The 19,055-nt window shown below is 44.0% G+C and carries 21 protein-coding genes; 10 read left to right on the forward strand and 11 right to left on the reverse strand.

Annotated elements, in window-relative coordinates; translation table 11 throughout:
• Positions 1-24 precede the first annotated feature (24 nt).
• On the reverse strand, positions 25-1,395 hold the full coding sequence (locus R7Q41_RS06070) for an MATE family efflux transporter (protein WP_005377626.1): 1,371 nt from the start codon (positions 1,393-1,395) through the stop codon (positions 25-27).
• Between the two features lie 392 nt (positions 1,396-1,787).
• On the opposite strand from R7Q41_RS06070, the gene R7Q41_RS06075 reads away from it, so the two are divergent.
• The gene (locus R7Q41_RS06075; protein WP_005377625.1) at positions 1,788-2,399 is read left to right on the forward strand and encodes a riboflavin synthase; all 612 of its coding nucleotides are present in this window, start codon (positions 1,788-1,790) and stop codon (positions 2,397-2,399) included.
• Positions 2,400-2,474: 75 nt separating this feature from the next.
• Here the strand turns inward: R7Q41_RS06075 and R7Q41_RS06080 are convergent, their stop codons facing one another.
• Both R7Q41_RS06080 and R7Q41_RS06085 read right to left on the reverse strand, forming a co-directional pair.
• Positions 2,475-2,669, reverse strand: a complete 195-nt coding sequence (locus tag R7Q41_RS06080) for a CPXCG motif-containing cysteine-rich protein (RefSeq protein ID WP_005377624.1) — start codon at positions 2,667-2,669, stop codon at positions 2,475-2,477.
• A gap of 253 nt (positions 2,670-2,922) precedes the next feature.
• Positions 2,923-3,789: a fructosamine kinase family protein gene (locus tag R7Q41_RS06085; RefSeq protein WP_005377623.1), complete on the reverse strand. Its 867-nt coding sequence runs from the start codon at positions 3,787-3,789 to the stop codon at positions 2,923-2,925.
• Positions 3,790-4,013: 224 nt separating this feature from the next.
• Here R7Q41_RS06085 and R7Q41_RS06090 point away from each other — a divergent pair, with 224 nt between their 5' ends.
• The 3 genes from R7Q41_RS06090 (at position 4,014) to R7Q41_RS06100 (ending at position 6,485) form a co-directional block, all read left to right on the forward strand.
• Complete coding sequence (locus tag R7Q41_RS06090) at positions 4,014-4,988, forward strand: response regulator (protein ID WP_262606076.1); 975 nt, start codon at positions 4,014-4,016, stop codon at positions 4,986-4,988.
• Positions 4,988-5,950 carry a GGDEF domain-containing protein gene (locus tag R7Q41_RS06095; protein WP_005377621.1) on the forward strand — a complete coding sequence of 321 codons (963 nt, stop codon included), beginning with the start codon at positions 4,988-4,990 and terminating at the stop codon, positions 5,948-5,950. The genes R7Q41_RS06090 and R7Q41_RS06095 overlap by 1 nt, the downstream gene beginning before the upstream one ends.
• 190 nt (positions 5,951-6,140) lie before the next feature.
• On the forward strand, positions 6,141-6,485 hold the full coding sequence (locus R7Q41_RS06100) for a DUF3802 family protein (protein WP_005377620.1): 345 nt from the start codon (positions 6,141-6,143) through the stop codon (positions 6,483-6,485).
• 45 nt (positions 6,486-6,530) lie between these two features.
• Here R7Q41_RS06100 and R7Q41_RS06105 read toward each other — a convergent pair whose 3' ends face one another.
• Positions 6,531-7,025, reverse strand: a complete 495-nt coding sequence (locus R7Q41_RS06105) for an NlpC/P60 family protein (protein WP_054579488.1) — start codon at positions 7,023-7,025, stop codon at positions 6,531-6,533.
• Positions 7,026-7,159: 134 nt separating this feature from the next.
• Here R7Q41_RS06105 and R7Q41_RS06110 point away from each other — a divergent pair, with 134 nt between their 5' ends.
• From R7Q41_RS06110 to R7Q41_RS06125, 4 genes are all read left to right on the forward strand, one after another.
• Positions 7,160-9,178, forward strand: coding sequence for a methyl-accepting chemotaxis protein (locus R7Q41_RS06110; protein ID WP_005377618.1), 2,019 nt, complete (start codon positions 7,160-7,162; stop codon positions 9,176-9,178).
• A 270-nt stretch (positions 9,179-9,448) separates the two neighbouring features.
• Positions 9,449-9,862, forward strand: a complete 414-nt coding sequence (locus R7Q41_RS06115) for an NUDIX hydrolase (RefSeq protein ID WP_053307087.1) — start codon at positions 9,449-9,451, stop codon at positions 9,860-9,862.
• Between the two features lie 198 nt (positions 9,863-10,060).
• Positions 10,061-10,441 (forward strand): hypothetical protein, encoded by a 381-nt coding sequence (locus tag R7Q41_RS06120; protein ID WP_005377611.1) that lies wholly within the window; start codon positions 10,061-10,063, stop codon positions 10,439-10,441.
• Positions 10,442-10,489: 48 nt separating this feature from the next.
• Positions 10,490-10,708, forward strand: a complete 219-nt coding sequence (locus R7Q41_RS06125) for a hypothetical protein (RefSeq protein ID WP_005389537.1) — start codon at positions 10,490-10,492, stop codon at positions 10,706-10,708.
• A gap of 103 nt (positions 10,709-10,811) precedes the next feature.
• Here R7Q41_RS06125 and R7Q41_RS06130 read toward each other — a convergent pair whose 3' ends face one another.
• On the reverse strand, positions 10,812-11,627 hold the full coding sequence (locus tag R7Q41_RS06130; RefSeq protein ID WP_031781345.1) for a sterol desaturase family protein: 816 nt from the start codon (positions 11,625-11,627) through the stop codon (positions 10,812-10,814).
• Between the two features lie 136 nt (positions 11,628-11,763).
• On the opposite strand from R7Q41_RS06130, the gene R7Q41_RS06135 reads away from it, so the two are divergent.
• Both R7Q41_RS06135 and nagK read left to right on the forward strand, forming a co-directional pair.
• Positions 11,764-12,513 (forward strand): tRNA-uridine aminocarboxypropyltransferase, encoded by a 750-nt coding sequence (locus tag R7Q41_RS06135; RefSeq protein WP_054730066.1) that lies wholly within the window; start codon positions 11,764-11,766, stop codon positions 12,511-12,513.
• Positions 12,514-12,688: 175 nt separating this feature from the next.
• Positions 12,689-13,597 carry an N-acetylglucosamine kinase gene (gene nagK, locus R7Q41_RS06140; RefSeq protein ID WP_005377586.1) on the forward strand — a complete coding sequence of 303 codons (909 nt, stop codon included), beginning with the start codon at positions 12,689-12,691 and terminating at the stop codon, positions 13,595-13,597.
• A 185-nt stretch (positions 13,598-13,782) separates the two neighbouring features.
• On the opposite strand, the gene R7Q41_RS06145 is transcribed toward nagK, so the two are convergent.
• From R7Q41_RS06145 to R7Q41_RS06170, 6 genes are all read right to left on the reverse strand, one after another.
• Positions 13,783-14,049 carry a DUF2960 domain-containing protein gene (locus R7Q41_RS06145; RefSeq protein WP_005377584.1) on the reverse strand — a complete coding sequence of 89 codons (267 nt, stop codon included), beginning with the start codon at positions 14,047-14,049 and terminating at the stop codon, positions 13,783-13,785.
• Positions 14,050-14,123: 74 nt separating this feature from the next.
• Positions 14,124-15,902 (reverse strand): bifunctional molybdopterin-guanine dinucleotide biosynthesis adaptor protein MobB/molybdopterin molybdotransferase MoeA, encoded by a 1,779-nt coding sequence (locus tag R7Q41_RS06150; protein ID WP_086046757.1) that lies wholly within the window; start codon positions 15,900-15,902, stop codon positions 14,124-14,126.
• Complete coding sequence (mobA, locus tag R7Q41_RS06155; RefSeq protein WP_005389527.1) at positions 15,899-16,486, reverse strand: molybdenum cofactor guanylyltransferase MobA; 588 nt, start codon at positions 16,484-16,486, stop codon at positions 15,899-15,901. The genes R7Q41_RS06150 and mobA overlap by 4 nt, the downstream gene beginning before the upstream one ends.
• Positions 16,464-17,183 (reverse strand): energy-coupling factor ABC transporter ATP-binding protein, encoded by a 720-nt coding sequence (locus R7Q41_RS06160; RefSeq protein WP_025766658.1) that lies wholly within the window; start codon positions 17,181-17,183, stop codon positions 16,464-16,466. Before R7Q41_RS06160 ends, mobA begins: the two co-directional genes overlap by 23 nt.
• A gap of 50 nt (positions 17,184-17,233) precedes the next feature.
• Positions 17,234-17,932, reverse strand: coding sequence for an ABC transporter permease (locus R7Q41_RS06165; RefSeq protein WP_318144418.1), 699 nt, complete (start codon positions 17,930-17,932; stop codon positions 17,234-17,236).
• Between the two features lie 6 nt (positions 17,933-17,938).
• Positions 17,939-18,757: a substrate-binding domain-containing protein gene (locus tag R7Q41_RS06170; protein ID WP_005389522.1), complete on the reverse strand. Its 819-nt coding sequence runs from the start codon at positions 18,755-18,757 to the stop codon at positions 17,939-17,941.
• Positions 18,758-19,055: the final 298 nt, after the last annotated feature.

Here is a 19,055-nt window from a genome sequence, read left to right on the forward strand (position 1 = left end):
GCGGATGCTGGCTTTTTTTACTTTTTATTGAACTGAAAAGTTCAATTGCACTTCTGGCTCTTGGCGATGCATCCAACGCATTCTGACGCCTAACATAAAGGCCGCAGAAGATAGGCCGATGATAAAACCAAGCCAGAAGCCTTGTGCTCCCATTGGCTCAACAATCCAGTCTGTACGGCCAAGGACGTAACCAATTGGCAAGCCAAGAATCCAATAAGCAATAAAAGTACGGTTGAAGATGGCTCGCATGTCTTTATAGCCGCGTAATGCACCAGCTGCGATCACTTGAACCGCATCCGTACATTGATAAACAGCGGCAAACACGAGCAGGTGCATCGCCAGAGTGATGACCTCTGGGTTGCTAGTATAAAGCTCGGCGATCCACTCGCGAGACAAGACGGTTAAAATCGCTGTGAGAACGGACAAAGCTAGACCAACCATAATGCCGACTCGTGACGCTACGCGCGCGCCATCTACGTTTTCTTCACCAAGTCGATGGCCGACACGAATGCTTACTGCTGCACCAATACTCATTGGTAGCATAAATACCAACGAGGAGAAGTTAATCGCGACTTGATGCGCTGCCACAATGATAGGACCCAGTGGTGAAACGAGCAGTGCAACAACAGCAAACAGTGTCACTTCAAAAAACAGCGCTGCTGCAACAGGAAAGCCGAGCTTGAATAGACGAACTTGCGCTTTCCATTGTGGGCGATGCCATTCTCCAAATAGGTTGATGCTTTTCAATCGCTCTGATGTCATCACATACAGCAATAGCATGGCAAACATGACCCAGTAAACAATCGTGGTTGCTACACCACAGCCAACACCGCCTAATTCAGGTGCACCAAACTTGCCGTACACGAAAATCCAGTTTAGAGGAATGTTGAGCAGCAAACCGATAAAGCCAATAACCATTGCCGGTTTCGTCAATGACATACCATCCGTAAAGCTTCTAAGCGTTTGGAAAAGTAAAAAAGCGGGTACTGCTAATATAACGGCATGAATGTATCCCACCGTTTTTTCAGCCATCAGTGCTTCAACATCCATCAGCCCGAGAATAAACTGGGTTTGAAGCAGGACTGCAATTATCGGCACACTGATCAGCAATGCCAAAACGACGCCTTGCTGAATTTCAAACGGGATTTTCACTCGACGACCAGAGCCATTTAACTGTGCGACAACAGGGACCAATGCCATTAATAAACCCACCCCAAACAAAATGGATGGTAGCCAAATACTTGAAGCGACAGAAACCGCAGCCATGTCGGTGGCGCTAACGCCTCCAGCCATTACGGTATCAACAAACCCCATACCAGTTTGAGCGACAGATGCGATCAATACCGGGGTCGCCAATTTGATAAGACTTGATGCTTCTTCTTTATAGCGATGCACGAAAAATACTCCAGAGCGGAACAATAAGTTGAAAGAATGAGAGTACTCGAGGGCAAAAGATGTGGTGAACGGATCTGATGGTTGATTTTAGTCACGATAAGGTGAAAAAATGCCTCGGAGAAACTCCGCGCAAATGATAAACAATTGTATGTTTATATTCCATAGCTAGGTAGCGAATAGTCGATAACACTGACTGGACGCTCTCCACGCTAAGGATACGCTTTTACTGAGAACAGCAGCGAATCATGGTAATGTTGAAGCATGCATGAGAACAAACCAGTGTTCATTAAGCCATGGCTTTATCGTCTGCGGTCTTTATTTCCGACCTGTAGCGCAGTGTTTAGAGCTTAGTCTTCGACTACAGTTGGTATTAAATCAATAGGTAAAAAGAAATGTTTACAGGAATAGTTCAGGGTACGGCGAAGGTCGTTAAAATTGATAAAAAAGAACGCTTTCAAACGCACGTTGTCGAGTTAAGCGATGAACTTTGTAAAGGGTTAGAAATTGGTGCATCCGTTGCACACAACGGATGTTGTCTAACTGTGACTAAGATCGAAGGCAACCTTATCAGTTTTGATTTAATGCAAGCGACATTGGCTCTTACTAATTTAGGTCGGCTGGTGGAAGGGGATAGCGTAAACATTGAGCGCGCGGCTAAGTTTGGTGACGAAATAGGCGGGCATAGCATGTCTGGTCATATTAGTTTGACGGCAGATATTGTCGATATCATCGATACGCCCAATAACCGCACGATTTGGTTTCAACTGCCGCAAGAATCAATGAAATATGTATTAGCGAAAGGTTACATTGGTTTAGATGGCTGCTCGCTAACTATTGGTGAAGTTGAAGCGTGTCGTTTTTCGGTACACCTAATTCCAGAAACCTTGCAGCGAACGCTTTTCGGAGTGAGACAAGTAGGGGAGCGTGTTAATATTGAGTTTGATCCTCAGACTCAAGCAATTGTTGATACTGTTGAGCGCGTTCTTGCAGCAAAACAGCTTTAGAATGAGAAAAAGGAGCATAATGCTCCTTTTTCATTTAAGCGTTTTTATATTTCTGATGTTCACATGCTCGAGCTGTTATTCGTAATTGTCATCGATAATTAGTTCGACCTTATCTTGTAACTCATCCACTCGCATATTTAGGTGGATAGCGTGGCAACAAGCTGGGCAATCATCATAAAACTCTTGGTCACCATTACTTGCATCCAATGTAATGCCGATAGAGTGTCCGCAATGCGGGCACTTTACATACCTTTCGGTATAATTTTTCATACAACAACTCCTAATCTCGCAGGGCTTTTAAACACACTATTCATCAAGGAAGTACAGCCCTTTACTTACTTTGCCTACAAGGAAAATAGGCACAATCCAAAGTTAAGTCTCCTTTGATATTAGGTCGAGTTGTTGCTAATTGAGTCGAAATAAGTACAAAACTTGACCCCAAACTCAACCTTGAGCTTAGGGTGATTTTCTGTAGTGATGTGCCTCGAGATTTTACATCTTGAAATATGCAGTGGCTTCCAAATTAATAAGAAATGATTTTATTAATAACCAGTTGAGCCTGTTCCAAGTAATGGCCGCCAAACAAATTACAATGGTTGAGAACATGGTAAAGGTTATAGATATCTTTACGTTCCTCATAGCTTGAAGAAAGTGGCATAACCGATTCGTAGCCTTGATAAAATTCTGGTTGAAATCCACCAAAAAGCTCTGTCATCGCAATATCACACTCCCTGTCCCCCCAATAGCACGCAGGATCGTAACAGATAGGACCGAATGCAGTGAGTGCCGCATTTCCATTCCATAAATCGCCATGCAACAAAGAAGGTTCCGGAGCATGGTTTGCTAGCCGCTGTTTTACGACATCGATAAAGTCATCGATATCAACCAAGGTGACGCCTTTTTCTTTAAGGAGCTGTAATTGCCAACCTATGCGTTGCTCAGCAAAGAATACACACCATTTCTTGTGCCATTTGTTGGGCTGTAGAGTCGAACCGAGATAGTTGTCGGTATCAAAACCAAACTCTTTTTGCTCGCCCCACTGGTGTAGGTGAGCTAATTGCTGCCCAAATTTAAAGCTGTTGGGACCATCTTCTAATGGTTTCGTTGGAAGGTAGTTAAGAATTAGGAATGAGGCATTTTTGGTTTTACCAACCAATACCACCTCAGGTACAAATAGGGTGGATGTTTCACGCAAAAGATGCAGGCTTTCAGCTTCTACCTCAAATTTAGACAAAAACTCGCGATCGTTAATTTTCACAAAATAACGTTGCTCGCCATCATTGATCATGTAGCTTTCACTGATATCCCCACCAGACAGCCTTACTTTTTCCGTGATCTGGTAATCGAACAATAAAGTATCAGAAAGCTGTTGCGATATTGCTTGCCACATACAAAACCTCGCGAATCTATTTGACCACCAATAGTTTAGGATAAATAGCAGGGAGTTGGCGCTATGTTGAGCATACTTAGTAAAGAAACCTTCCTCTTAGTGTAGTCAATTTGTATAAATGTGAATCAAATCGCTTATAAGCCTCTGATTTGTTGGCTTAGCATATGGAGATGAACGTTTACAACAGGTATTATGATTTTTTTGACGTTAGTTCCATTGGTGGCATGAAAATACTGATATGTGATGACTCAGCTGTTGCAAGAAAGCTTATTGCGCGTTCTATCGTACAAGATACATCATTGCATCTTATTGAAGCGCAAGATGGTTATGAGGCGCTTAATATTCTTGCTGAGCAAAATATCGATATTTTGTTTCTCGATTTAACGATGCCCATAATGGATGGTTTTGAGGTCCTCGAATCATTACCTGTTAGTCAGTACCCGACCAAAATCGTCATTATTTCTGGAGATGTTCAACAAGAGGCAAAACAGCGCTGTCTCGGTCTTGGTGCTCAAGCTTTTATCGCTAAGCCTCTGACAGAAGAGCAGGTGCTCCCACTATACGAACAATTAGGACTGCATTATGCGTTCAAACCTAGTCATTCGGTTGATTCTAAAAACCAGGGTTGCGAAGAGCTTTCCTTACTAGCCAAATTCCGTGAAATTGCGAACATTGCCCTTGGTAAAGGGGCTGCGATTATGGCCGACCATTTACATGAGTTCATACAACTTCCTGTTCCTCATGTTGGACCGTTGTCCTACGGCGAGCTTCATATGACACTGGTTGATGTGGTTGGGCGTGACAGTTCCGTTGCGGTAGCGCAGAGGTTTGTCGGTGGTGGTATTCACGGAGAGGCACTGGTGTGCTTACGTGGTAGGGATATCAATCAGATTGGGGAAAAATTAGGTTACCTCCTTGAGTTTACGCCTCATAATGAAATCATCTTGAATATCTCTAACCTACTGGTTTCGTCATTTCTCACATCATTGGGCGATCAACTCGACAAGCAGTTCTCACTTCGTCAGCCAGGCATTGTGGATACCTTAACACCTTATTGTGAAGAGCAAGGCGAGTTGGGTGAGCTCTTTACTATCGAATACACCTACATGGCAGAAGCGCTCGATTTCGAGTGCGAGGTACTGTTTTTAATTGATAAGCCATCCGTAGAAATAATCTATGAAATCATGGAGCTAATCTAATGTCCGATATCACGCTGGACATAGCAGACTTTCATTGGGTCACACAAATTCTCGATACGATGGATTCAGGGCTTATTGTTTTGGATCAAGAGTATAAAGTGTGTGTGTGGAACAGTTTTATGCAGTCATACAGTGGCATTCTATCACAAGAAATTCTTGGTGAATGTTTATTTGAGCATTTTGAAGAGCTGCCAAGAACTTGGCTAGAAACCAAGATAAAAGCTGCCGCCGATCTGGAAACTCGTTCTTTTTCTAGCTGGGAAAACCGACCGTATCTTTTTAAGTTCAACAATTTTTCTCCGGTTTCAAACAGCAGTGATTTTATGTATCAAGATATCGTGATCACGCCGTTAATTGGGCTCTCAGGAGAGGTCAGCCACATAGCGATTCAAGTCAATGATGTTTCTGAAACTGCGAGAAATCGCATTCATTTGAAAGAAACAAATCAACATTTGTCGGAAATCAGTCGCAAAGATGGTTTAACAGGTTTATTTAATCGCGCTTATTGGGAGCAATCATTGAAAGATGAGTTTGCTCACTTAAAAGTTATCGACGGACCATGCTCATTAGTAATATTCGATATCGACCACTTTAAGAAGGTGAATGATACTTATGGTCACCCGACAGGGGACGAAGTCATTCGTCGAACCTCTGCATTGTTGAGAAAAACAGCAAGGAGCAGTGATATCTGCGGTCGTTTTGGTGGTGAAGAGTTTACGGTACTACTTCCTCACACAAACCAGGAGCAAGCTTGCTATTTCGCAGAGCGTTTGCGCAAAAGAATTGAGCAAGAGATCGTGAAAGTGGAAGATTTTTTGATTAATTACACGATAAGTATTGGTGTTTGCGAGTATAAGCCTTATTTTGAAACTCACACTCAATGGTTAAAGAGTGCCGATGCTGCGCTGTATCGTGCAAAAGAAAATGGTCGTAACCAAACCTGTTTGCATGAAAATGGCTGAAATATAAAAAGGTTTGAAGAAACCCTGCATCCGAATTCAGTGAAGCAAAGCTCAATTGTTTGAAAATCATCCAGTTGGTTCGTGAATGTTTGTTAATATGAAATAAGTTAATGAAATTTTCTCGGCATGTCTTACTATTGAAACTATTCTGCTTTCAGCTTCGAAGGCTTGCAATAAACGGAGAAAAACAGTGGTTTTAGAAACCGATGGATATCTCGCTCTTATCGAGCACTTGTCTCTAAATCTAGATATTTTTACGACCGAAATTGGCGACACTGGATCCGAAAGCATCGAAGATGTTGTCACCGATATGGTGGCTTCAAACATCATGGCGATTTTTGAGCAAAATCCAGAACTTCACTCGAGCGTACGCTTCAAATTGTTGAAAGAGGCTGATGCAGTTGTTGAAGATCTTGGTGAGATATTGGCTGGGGTATGGCATAAAAAAGCGACCAATGAACAGATCACGTTCCTTGATGAATACATCGCTCTGGTCAAAAATCTGTTCGATAATGCTGTTGCGACTTACGACTGATATTGTTTTAACTTACAGCAATGTCCGGTTAAAGAGTGAGAGGAGTTACATTGTAACTCTTCTTATTTGCCAAAACTTAGATGCCCAGTATGGGTTGTCGATTCTTGAAATAATCACACCTCTAGACGTCGATGCATGCATGAACTGCTTGTTACCCAAGTAAATTCCGACATGATAAGTTGTACGTCTTGTTTTAAAAAACACTAGATCCCCTTGCTTGGCATCTGTCCAACTTAACTCCACACCTTGCTTTGATTGCTGCCTAGTTGTCCTCGGTAACGAGAGCTGATAAGCCTCAACAAACGCTTTTTGTACAAATGCTGAGCAATCAATTCCAGATTTCTGTGTCCCGCCTAAGCGATAAGGCGTGCCGTGCCACTCTGTGTAAAAGTCGAACAAGTCAGGGTTGTCCGACAATAGCTGATTTGTAGGTGTTGTCACCTGTGCTTGCTCACTAGGCTCAGGCCCAGAAGAGCAGGCGCTTAGTAGCACACTGATTATCAAAGGAAAATATACTCGACGCAAATCACCACCTGTCATCTCTATGACCCACAACTGAAATATTAGTGTCATAACCAATCCATAGTATGGGCTGCAAATCACGGTTTTGTCTCACAAATGTGACGGAATCACTGCAGAACCGATTCAACCTTAAGAAAGAATAAAAATTGATTATGGCAAAGCGAAAACGCTCACGCACATCACTTTCACTGATTCAGGCTGTCAGTGCAACATTTTTAACTATCATTGCTCTTGTTATAGCCCTTTCTGTCTCAAGTTTCAAAGGAATGGAACAGGTAGGGGAACAATTTGAAGACTTGTCGCAAAAAGCATTACCAATCGCGATGGCAAACGCAAAGTTAACCAGGAATGTATTGGAGATGGTTAAGCTACTCAACCATGGTATGCAGATTACTGAGCCGAAAGAGTTGCCTCTCATAAAAGAGCAAATCGACTCTCTTGCAACTCAAAGCACAACTTTGGTTGTGAAAGCGTCTGGTGTAGCTCAGCAACTCTCGGAGGAGTTAGACACCAAACTAGCGCGTTTACATAACATCACGCAGTCCATTTTGTTGAAGCAATCTTCGGTGATACAAATTCAAATGGATATTGATGCCGCTGTTGGTGGTTTTCGCTATGGGCTTAGCTCTATCGGCCCGGAAATGAATCGAATCAGTTCGTTCCTTAGTGCTGATAATCCTGAGTCGAGCGATGCCGCTAACCGTTTCATTGCTTCTGCAAGCTCAATGGAAAGTACGTTCTTAGTCATGATGATGCACTCAGAATTAAACAAAGCCGAAAAAGAATACCGAGAAATGCGAAATCGCATAGCAGGTATTAAACTCGCCTATGAAGACTTCCAATCTTTCCATCCTGAAGTAAGTGAATATGCAAGCTTAACCGCACCATATGAGATGGTGAAACAAGGCTTTAGTGAAAAGGGCGTGCTGCGTTTGATCCTCGCCAAACTAGAACAAGGGGAATTGCAACGTTCAGAGTTTAAACAGGCTTCGATGCTTGCGGATGAAACCATGCGGTTACTTGATCAAATCTCCCAAACCGCTGGTCAGTTGATCGATGAAAAGGAGCGGGTGGTCAACGAGACCATTGAATCGGTGAGCGTTGTGCTCGTGTTTGCGGCGTGTGTGATTTCTTTTATTATTCTTGTTACTTGGTTTAGTCTCAAGTCATGGACAAACCGAGGGTTAAGGAATGTACTAACGCGTCTTTCAGCACTTACCGAACATGATTTTCGTGACAAGGCAGAAGAAGTTGGCCCCTATGAGCTGAAAGAAGTAGCACGAAAGTTGAATCAAGTAATCGATTCCACACATGACTCCATTCAAACGGTGACGCGCAATTGTGAAACGCTTTATCAGACGGCAGAAGTAAGTCACAGTGCAGCCGAACAAACAAGTGATGGGTTGGCAACACAAAATGAAGCGTTGTCGAGTATGATCACGACCATAACGCAGCTTGAAGCCTCTATTCGTGAAATAGCAATGGTGACAAATGCATCTTCACAGGACTCGCTCCTTGCAACCCAACACACTGAAAAAGGGGTTCAAGTCGTGGAACAAAACCGCGAACGTTTGGAGTCATTAGAAAGCTCTTTGGATGTAAATGAACAGTCAATGTTAGAGCTAGACCAGCGTGTTAAACAGATTCGTGAAATGGTGGATATGATCAGTGGGATCGCGGACAACACCAACTTACTTGCTCTCAACGCGGCAATAGAGGCTGCCCGTGCTGGTGAGCAAGGGCGTGGATTTGCGGTTGTCGCTGATGAAGTTCGCAAACTTGCAAGTGATACCTCTCAACAAACTACGAACATCCGAGAAATGATGAGCGAGCTTATTACTGCCGCAGAGCGCTCGCGCCAAGCAGTTAATGATTCAAGAGAAGAAATGACCCACGCGCTACAGTCCAGCAATGAAGTGAAATCGACATTCTCTGATATCAACCTCGCGGTTAAGCACATTCAAGAACGTGTTGAGCAAATCTCAGTTGCTACAGAAGAACAAGAACGAGCGACGGCAGATGTATCTCAATCCATCACACATATTTCTGATCTTGGCGAACGCACAAAGCTGCAGCTTGAGTCTATGGTTGAGAGTTCTGAGCAAGTGGCGGAAATTGCTGGGCACCAGCAAGCAATGCTGCACAAGTATGAGCTTCATCAGACCAAGTAAATGAGATGTTTCCACCGACTAAAAGCAGAACCGAGGTTCTGCTTTTTTGTTACGGCTACTCATTTAATGGCTCCTATTTGCATCGCAAAAGTGAGTTACATCTCATCTCGTTCATTTCTAAAGGGTTTAGTTATCACAACGTGATGTTAATGCTTTGTTCGAGGGACTCGTTGACTAGAATGTCGCCAGAATTCAAAGGAATGAATCATGCAGCTTCATGCGATTTTTTTATATCCAGAGAAAGCTAAAGCCATAAGAAGGAGTGGTTTTGTGATCGATAAAGTTTGCCCCGTCGTTCTACGTAATCAAAATCAAGAGATCCTACTTTTTAAACATCCGTTGGCGGGTGTTCAGCTCGTCAAGGGCACTGTTGAAGTGTTTGATGAAAGTTACATCATAGCGGCCAAGCGGGAGCTCGCTGAGGAGTCTGGTATCACACATGTTCGTTCCGCACGATATTTATGCTCATGGGACAGTGGCTTTCAAAATCAAGTATGGCATTTTGTTTTGTGTGAGTGTGCTGACCTCGCTAATTCATGGCTGTTTCATACGCAAGACGATGGTGGACATGATTTCGCGTTCTTCTGGCACGATGTCGAGAGCGGCCTTCCCGCGAATGCACATACTGTGTTTCAGCGCGGGCTGGAAAAGGTACGAGAGTTGATAAACCAAGGCGTGATTTAAAGGAGGATTCTGTCGTTGCATTGGCGGATTTGGGACAATGACAAAGCAAACACTATGCTAAATAAAGAAGGTAGAGCAGCCGTTACTGTTCTCATCGTGTTGATAATGGCACTGTCGATCTCAAAAATGGCGATGGGATTACAAATGTTTAAGTGACTTCTATATGCTTTGCTCATTCATTCAGATAAGGAAACGGTAATGGATAAATTCGTCGTGTTTCTCTTATGCCTTTTTATGACAGTTGGCGGAGTGGTTCATCTTTATGACAACATTGTTGGTGGCTTTTTACCTTACGATTTTGCGCCACGCTGGTTGAATATGTATTGGAGCGCTTTGGGACTATTGGACTTATTAGCAGCGTATCTATTGGTCAAGCATCGCCGCTCTGGCCTAGTCGTTATGTTATTGATTCTTATAACCAATGTTATCTTTAGTTCCCACGCTCACTATACATTAGAAATATTAGATAACAACGTCGCCCTACAAATGAAGACACTGTTTTTAGGGTTCTCATTTGGGGTATCTATCTGGTTATGGAATGCGCGAAAACATAGTCAATCGCGCCAAATATTTCGTTAATTATTATTTTCACAACACTCGATTAAGGATTGTAAACAGGGACTCGTTATGAACGATTTTAAAGACTTGGCCAGTTTTGCTGGTTTCAGCGTACTGACAGGTTTGAGCTTTGCCACCACTTTCTTCAGCCTTGCTTTTCTATACAGCTCAATAGAGGCACAGCAAGTAATGAACACCAATGCTTTGGCATGTGCAGTGCTTGGTGTTGTTGGTTTATTTGTTGGTATTACTCAGTTAAACAAAAAGCGTCAGCTAGCAGAAAACTAATCTGTTCTTACACATCATGAGGATGAAGTAGTGTTTAACAGGGGTTTAGGCTTGGTCTATTCGTTTTGTTGACATACTTCATCCAACAATATTTTTTCAACCATTACTTCTTCTCTTTATTGTAGCGAAAGGGCTGCGTTAAAAGCTTATCTAATCTTTGCTCTTCTTCGTCTCTAATTTCCGGCACACCAATAACAACATCATCATGACCCAACTTAGGCTGAGCTCGGTATGTCCCAAAAAAGCGGTCCCAAACTGAAAGGAAAAAACCAAAGTTTGAGTGGGTCTCTTTTACTATCACTGAATGGTGCACGCGATGCATGTCTGGTGTAACGATGACGTTTCGCAGTTTTTGGTCTATGGATAAAGCCAGTTTTGCATTACTGTGATTAAACATCGCGCTCGCATTAAGCACAATTTCAAATACCACAATTCCGATAGGTGAAACACCTAAGATAAACACGGCTGCAATTTTTACTCCCATTGAAATGATTATTTCGAAGGGATGAAAGCGTGCGCCTGTAGTGACGTCTATGTCGAGATCGGCGTGATGCATTCGGTGAATCTTCCACAGCGGCTTTACATGATGAAAGACAACATGCTGAGCGTAAATGACGAAATCAAGCAAAATGACGGTTAGAAAAATATTTAACCAAGCGGGGAGGGACAGAATATTGAGCAGCCCCCACTGTTGCTCCTGAGCTATGACCGCAGCTTGAAAGGCGGCGATAGGCATGATTAAAGCAATAACTAGGCTGTTAAAAGCGACCAATGACAAGTTATTGACCCAGCGAAACCTGCGCGAAGCGGTCAGTGTTTTTCTAGGCAATTTGTTTTCCCAAATGGCACAAAGCAATAATACGCCAAGGAAAAAGCCTAATCTGAGCCATGAGGGTTCTTGAAATGTCGTTTCTGTCACTGTCATTCCCTTATTTCTTTATCTATGACCGAGATAAGAGTGAAATTATTTCAACACACTGCTGATGGGCTTATCTTGAGGCGAAGCCATAATATCAGTAGAATCGCGCTCTACTTTTTACTTGGCATTACTTACCATGAGAATTCACGCTTTCCACCGTTTATATCAGTACCGACAATCTATCTCAACCAAGCCTTTCAACGCGCGTGGATGTAAAGTGGTTCGTTGCCAATATTGCCAGGTTTCTGAGCAACACTGTTTGTGCGACCTTCAGCCAAACATCAAGGCCAATATTGCATGTATGTTGATTGTTTCTGAAAACGAAGTGTTTAAGCCAAGTAATACCGGTCGTCTAATCGCTGATACGATTCAAGAGACTTACGTGTATCAATGGAACCGAACAGAACCGTCTGAAGAGATGCTAGCGCTACTACAGGATGACAGTTATCAACCGGTGATTGTATTTCCTGCAGACTATGTGGATGATCCCTCTCGTTTAATTGAAGATCTAGAGCCAGGGCGATTGGTAAAAGAAGATGTCGAGAACAAAAAATTGTTGCTGATCTTTATTGATGGTAGCTGGCGTGAGGCACGAAAGATATTCCGTCGTTCTGATTTTCTTAAATCTTTGCCTGTGCTTTCCATTGAGCCGGAATCTCTGTCTGAATACATCATGCGCCGCTCCGAGAATGATCAGCATCTTTCAACCGCCGAAGTCGCGACATTAGTTTTAAAACAAGCTGGTGAGCCTAAAGCTGCGGAATGCCTTCAATTGTGGTTTGAAGCCTTCAGAGAAACTTACATGCTGAGCAAGACTCGAGTCAAAAGCGACCCTAACCAGCCACACTTGAAACGTTTCAAAGAGTGGATGAAAACCGAGAGCTGACTCTAAGGAATGAGCTTTTGTTGATGGTATGTTGTTCAACTGGCTTCGGTGAGGGGATAAATCTGCATTCGGTCACGGTTTGCAGGCGTACAGATATGGATAATGCCATCAGTTTATACTTTTGACTCTAGCCATTTTTGAGAGTCGTTTGAAGCATTTTTTAGGAGAGAAATACATGTATTACGGCTTTGATGTCGGTGGCACTAAAATTGAATTTGGTGCATTTAACGAGAAGCTTGAGCGTGTAGCGACGGAACGTGTACCTACACCAACAGACAACTACGAGCTGCTGGTTGATACCATTGCGGAATTGGTGAATAAATACGATACAGAGTTTGGCTGTGAAGGTACGATTGGTCTTGGCCTACCAGGTATGGAAGACGCCGATGATGCAACGGTACTAACAGTTAACGTTCCTGCGGCAAAAGGCAAACCACTTCGTGCTGATCTAGAAGCTAAAATCGGTCGCAGCGTAAAAATTGAAAACGATGCAAACTGTTTCGCGCTTTCTGAAGCCTGGGACGAAGATCTTCAAGATGAACCATCTGTACTAGGTTTGATCCTTGGTACTGGTTTTGGTGGCGGCTTTATCTACGAAGGCAAAGTATTCTCTGGCCGCAACCACGTAGCGGGTGAGGTGGGTCACACACGTCTTCCTATCGACGCATGGTTCCACCTAGGCGAAAACGCACCATTACTGGGTTGTGGCTGTGGCAACAAAGGCTGTTTAGATAGTTACCTATCTGGTCGTGGTTTCGAGCTTCTTTACGCGCATTACTACGGCGAAGAGAAGAAAGCGATCGACATTATTAAAGCGCACGCAGAGGGTGAGGAGAAAGCAGTAGAGCACGTCGAGCGCTTTATGGAGCTGCTAGCGATCTGCTTTGCAAACCTGTTTACTGCAACAGACCCACACACCGTTGTACTTGGTGGCGGCTTATCTAACTTCGAATTGATTTACGAAGAGATGCCAAAACGCATCCCTAAACACTTATTGTCTGTGGCTAAGTGTCCTAAGATCATCAAAGCAAAACACGGTGATTCAGGTGGTGTACGCGGCGCTGCGTTCTTAAACATCAAGTAATGACTTAAACCTTACTCGATATAAAGTAAGAAGAAATTTAAAGCCCCGTTTAGACTTTCAAGGTTAAACGGGGCTTTTACTTATATACCTAAGTAATTTCGGTATGCTCGGGTATAGATCATGAACAAAAGTAGCATGCATAAAAAACTCACGACGAATCGTGAGTTTTCTGTTTGCAGCTAAGCTTATTTGTTCTTTTTGCCTACACCCAGGTTTTCTTTTTGAGCTAGGGTGATTTTGCTAAAGCCTAATTTTCTGAAGTAGTTGTCGCGGTAGTTTCGCACTGCTTTAGTGTCAGACACTGCTTCGATTTGTTGCTCCATCTTTAGGAACTCAGTGATATCGATACCTTCGGCTTCTGCAACTGCTTCTTGAATGTTGCGGTGTTGCTGGTATGAGAACGTCAGTTCTTTGTCTTGGTCTTTGTAAGTGTAAAGAATGGTGCGAGCCATAGCTGTCTCTCTGAAAAGGTTTCGGTATTAAACAAAAAGGCCAGACTCGCTGACCTTTGAATTTCTAGTTTGAGCTAGATTCTGCCTTGAAGTGGGATAATTGTCACGCTTTCTCCCGCTTTAACTGTATCAATAGCTGGGGAGATTTCGATCAAACAGTTCGCCTCACTCATTGAACGCAAAATACCAGATCCTTGCTTGCCTGTTGTACGAACGGTTAAACGGCCAGTTGCATCCAGTTCATAGACGCCACGGCTAAACTCGGTACGACCTTGTCGAGAGCGAAGGTTTTCAGTCGCGATGGCATTCACTTTCAGAGGCTTCCAGCCTTGTTCGCCTTGCATCTTACGCAGTGCAGGCTCGACAAAGTTGATGAATGAAACCATCACGGCAACAGGGTTGCCCGGCAGACCAAAGAACGGCTTGTTGTTGATTTGACCAAACGCTAATGGACGTCCCGGACGCATGTTGATTCGCCAAAAATCTATTTGACCAAGTTTATCCAAGGCAAGTTTGATGTAATCCGCATCACCAACAGATACGCCACCAGAAGTCATAACCACGTCCGCTTGCGCCGATGCGTTTTCCAACGCTTCAATCATTAACTTTTCGTTGTCTTCCAGAATACCGAAGTCCAAGATCTCGCAGCCGAGCTTTTCAAGCATGCCCATGATGGTAAAACGGTTGGAATCGTAGATAGAATTCGCTTTTTGCTCGGTTCCCGGCGCTTGTACTTCGTCACCGGTGGAGAACACGGCAACTTTCACTTTGCGGAACACATTCGCTTCACCAAAACCAAGCGAAGCGATCATGCCCATTTCTGGAGAGGCTAGGCGAGTGCCTGCGGTAAAGACGTCACTGCCGATAGCGAGATCTTCACCTGCTTGACGAACGTTTTGGCCTGCTTTGATATTCGCACCGTCAAAGGTGACCTTGTCACCTTCTTGAGAGGCTTGCTCACGCATGACCACTGTGTCGCCGTTACGTGGTGTTGGTGCGCCAGTCATGATCTTCACCGCTTGACCAACGTCCAGAGGTTGATCGTAAGCATGGCCCGCCATCACTTCAACAACCACTTGGTAGCTATCACGGTCAACATCATCACTGCGGATGGCATAACCGTCCATCGCGGAGTTGGTGTATTGCGGCACATTTACTGGTGAAACGATATGTTCCGCAAGAACGCGGCCATAGGCGTTTTCAATCTTGCATGCTTCTATTTCCGAAACCGTGTTCACCAAAGAAAGGATTTTCTCTTGGCCTTGAACCACAGAAAGGAAAGCAGGAGAAAGTGTGTCGCAACATGCGGCTTCTTTCTCTTTGTTTTTTGGTGCTTTCGCTTCTTGAACATACTGAATAACGAACTGAGCAATCGCTTCAAGATCATTGATGTTCATTTGTGGCAGTTCAGAGTCCAACTCGCCGCCGTCTGAAGCGATAGCGATGATGTTTTCATCGTTTGGATAAAGCCAAGGCTTGCCGACTTCTTCACGGTGCAATTCGATTTTAGGAAACGCGATGTTTTTGCAGCCTTCGACCAAAACCACATCAAGCATGTCTTCATCAAAACGTGTTAATAGGAATTCAAACTCCGCTTCGGCTTCTGGCGTTTCTGTCATTAACGCAAAACGGTTGCGAGAAGCAATCAGCATTTGAGATGCACCAGCTTTGCGTAAACGGTAGCTGTCTTTACCCGGCTTATCGACATCGAAGTTGTGGTGCGCATGTTTTAGCATGCCAATGCGTAAACCTGCTTCGGTCAGCTTTGGCAATAGGGCTTCAAGTAGCGTGGTTTTGCCTGTGCCTGAATAAGCTGCAAAACCAAGAATAGGAATGTTTAGCGTGTGTTTCATGATTCTAATTGTCCAAATTGCGCCAGTTCTTCCGGAGTGTTCAAGTTGACGAAACAGTTTGGTGAGTCGCTAAAGTCAACGTAACTGGTGTTGCACTCTTTGTAGAGCAGAATGATTTTGCGGTCGCCACGTTCTAAAAACGCGGTGAGTTTTGGCAGTACGCGCTTGTGGTAGAGCGTAAAAACAGGTTGCTGATGGTCACCATCATGCGCGACCAAAATATCGCTGTCTTCTTTGACGGCCTGGCAGAAACGCTCGACAAGGTCGGTGTTAATTTGTGGACTATCGCAAGGTACAAATCCGACCCAGTCGGTTTCAGAATGCATCAAACCCGCGTGAATACCGCCCATAGGCCCAGGGAAATCTTTGAATTGATCACTAAATACGAAACCAAATTTGCTGTACGCATCTTGGTTTCGGTTGGCATTAATTAAAATGCGTGGAGTTTGTGGAGATAAACGTTCAATAACGTGCTCGATGAGTGGCTTCTGATTTAACTCAATCAGACCTTTATCTTTTCCACCCATACGGCTGGCTTGGCCACCAGCCAAAATGACCCAACTAGTTTGTGTTGGTTGAAGCATATGCATTCTCTTGGGATGTTTCTTTTGGTATGACATACAACAGAGGAGACTCTATCAAAGTCTTGTCTTTAATCCACCACTGTTTTTTACATAAGTCGGTCAGTGCGTTGGCCTGATGGCTTGTCACCACGATACTGGAACCACGATCCAAAAGATCTTTCGCCATCACCACCAATCGTTCAATGGATTCTTGGTCTAAAGACGCACTTGGCTCATCCATCAACAAAATCGACGGTTTTAAGATCCAAGCTCTTGCCATGGCAACGCGCTGTTTTTCACCGCCGGACAACACGGAAATATGTTCGTCCGCTAAGGTTTCTAAACCTACCATGCGCAGCGCGTGAATAACTTGAGCTCGCTTATCTTTTTGCGTGTCTTGTTGATATTTCACTCCATAGACTACGTTTTCATATACAGTGCCGTCAAAAAGGTAAGGGGATTGGTGGAGATAAATCACATCGACACGACCATTGCGACGCGTCAGTCTTTTTAGCCACGTATCTTTTGGCGCAACAACATCACCAGTAGAGGGTTTGAGCAAGCCAGCAAGGATTTTGAGTAGGGTAGTTTTGCCCACACCATTGTCACCCTTGAGATAAATGGCATCATTTGGGCCGATGGCTAACTCAGGGATGTGGAAAAGCACACGCTCTTTAAAGCGCATGGATAACTGTTCGGCGGTGATTTTTATAGTCATAATTCGCCTCGACATGGGGTTAATGGTGAGTCGTTTGTTTGCTTCATGTTCTATGTTCTGAGGTAGCCTTTGCCTCTCATGCTTGATAAGAAGAAGTTTAGAGCCAACGCTAAAGATAGTAATACAATTCCTAATGCAACTCCTTGTGTAAAAGCACCTTTACTGCTTTCCATTGCGATAGCCGTGGGAATATTTCGCGTCACGCCCATAATGTTCCCACCAACCATCATTGAGCAGCCCACCTCGGTCACGATACGTGAAAACCCTGCAATGATAGCCGCAAGTAGAGGAAAGCGGGTTTCCCAAATCATCGTAGCTGCCAAGCGCGGAATGGAGACGCCCAGCGTGATGGCAGTTTCCACTGCACGACGGTCGCTAGATTGTAATGCACCATGCATCATCGATACCAAAACAGGGAAGCAGATCACCATTTGGCCGAAGATCATTGCCTTCTGAGTGAACAGCATTTGCCAGTCTCCCCAAGGGCCAGCACGCGACAGCAACATGTACAGCAACAGGCCAATCACCACGGTAGGGACCGCTTGCAGCGTATTTACGATCGACAACAAAAACCATTTACCGCGAAAGTCGGTATACGCCAGTACAAAGGACATCAAAATAGCCGGCAATACCACTAGGGATATTGCCGTGATAGAAACACTAAAGGAGACCGCAACGATCTCCCATAGGTCTGCATCAAAATTCACCAGTAAGCGAAGCGCTTCCAGTGTTGTATCAGCAAGATTCATATTGCGTTATTTGCTCTCAGCATTCGCAACAAATAGTTGTTTACCGTTTAGTCGGAAACCATTGATAAGTTCCTGTCCGCGAGGGTTTACCAACCAGTCACTGAATGCCTTCGCACCTTGGTAGTTAATCGTTGGGTAACGCTCAGGGTTAACAAGAATAACTTGGTACGGGTTAAACAGTTTTTCATCGCCTTGGAACAGAATTTCTAGATCCAATTTGTTTTGGTAAGCCAGCCATGTGCCGCGATCCGTCATGGTGTAGCCTTGCATTTCAGACGCCATGTTTAGAGTTGGGCCCATACCTTGACCTACGCTACGGTAGCCACCAAAGTTCGGTTCGATTTTAGTTTGAGCCCAGAAGCCCATTTCTTTTTTGTGCGTACCAGAATCATCGCCGCGAGAGATGAACGTTGCGTTTTTGTTTGCGATCTCTTTGAATACATCTAACACGCCTTCGTCATTTTTGATTGTTGCTGGGTCAGCTTTCGGGCCTACAATCACAAAGTCGTTGTACATTAGCTTGCGAGGTAAAACGCCGTAGCCTTTCTCAACAAATGCGCCTTCAGCTTTTGGTGCATGTGTCATCACCAAATCTACGTCACCGTTTTCGCCCATTTTTAAGGCTTTACCCGTACCTGCAGCAATAACATCGACTTTGTAGCCCGTGTCTTTTTCAAATTGTGGAAGTAGGTAATCAAGTAAACCTGAATGGTAAGTACTGGTTGTGGTTGCAAGGCGAACGTGTTCTCCGTCTTGAGCAGAAAACGCAGAGTAACTTACAAGCGTGATTGACGTTGCAGCCAGAGTTAGCGCAATTTTTTTCATTTTTATGTGTTCCTTTCCAATGATTCTTTGGAATCTCTCCAGGTTTTAGGGAGAAGCCTTTTTGGACGAGAGCGATTAGCGTAATACGCAAGTTGTCTCAGGGTGTTGGAATAAGCAAACATCAACATCCTGAGATCACTTAAATGCGCTCCGTATCCACCTTATAGCAAACAAGATGCCAACCTTTTACAAGCTTAAAGTGCTTGGTTTATGCACTAAATCATGGGGTTATTTGCATAAAAGTTTGCGTTGGTACAAAATGTCGCACTTTTTGTAGGGTATCTCTGTTTAAACTTGG

The organism is Vibrio sp. 2096 (assembly GCF_033339595.1).
GTDB lineage: Bacteria > Pseudomonadota > Gammaproteobacteria > Enterobacterales > Vibrionaceae > Vibrio > Vibrio alginolyticus.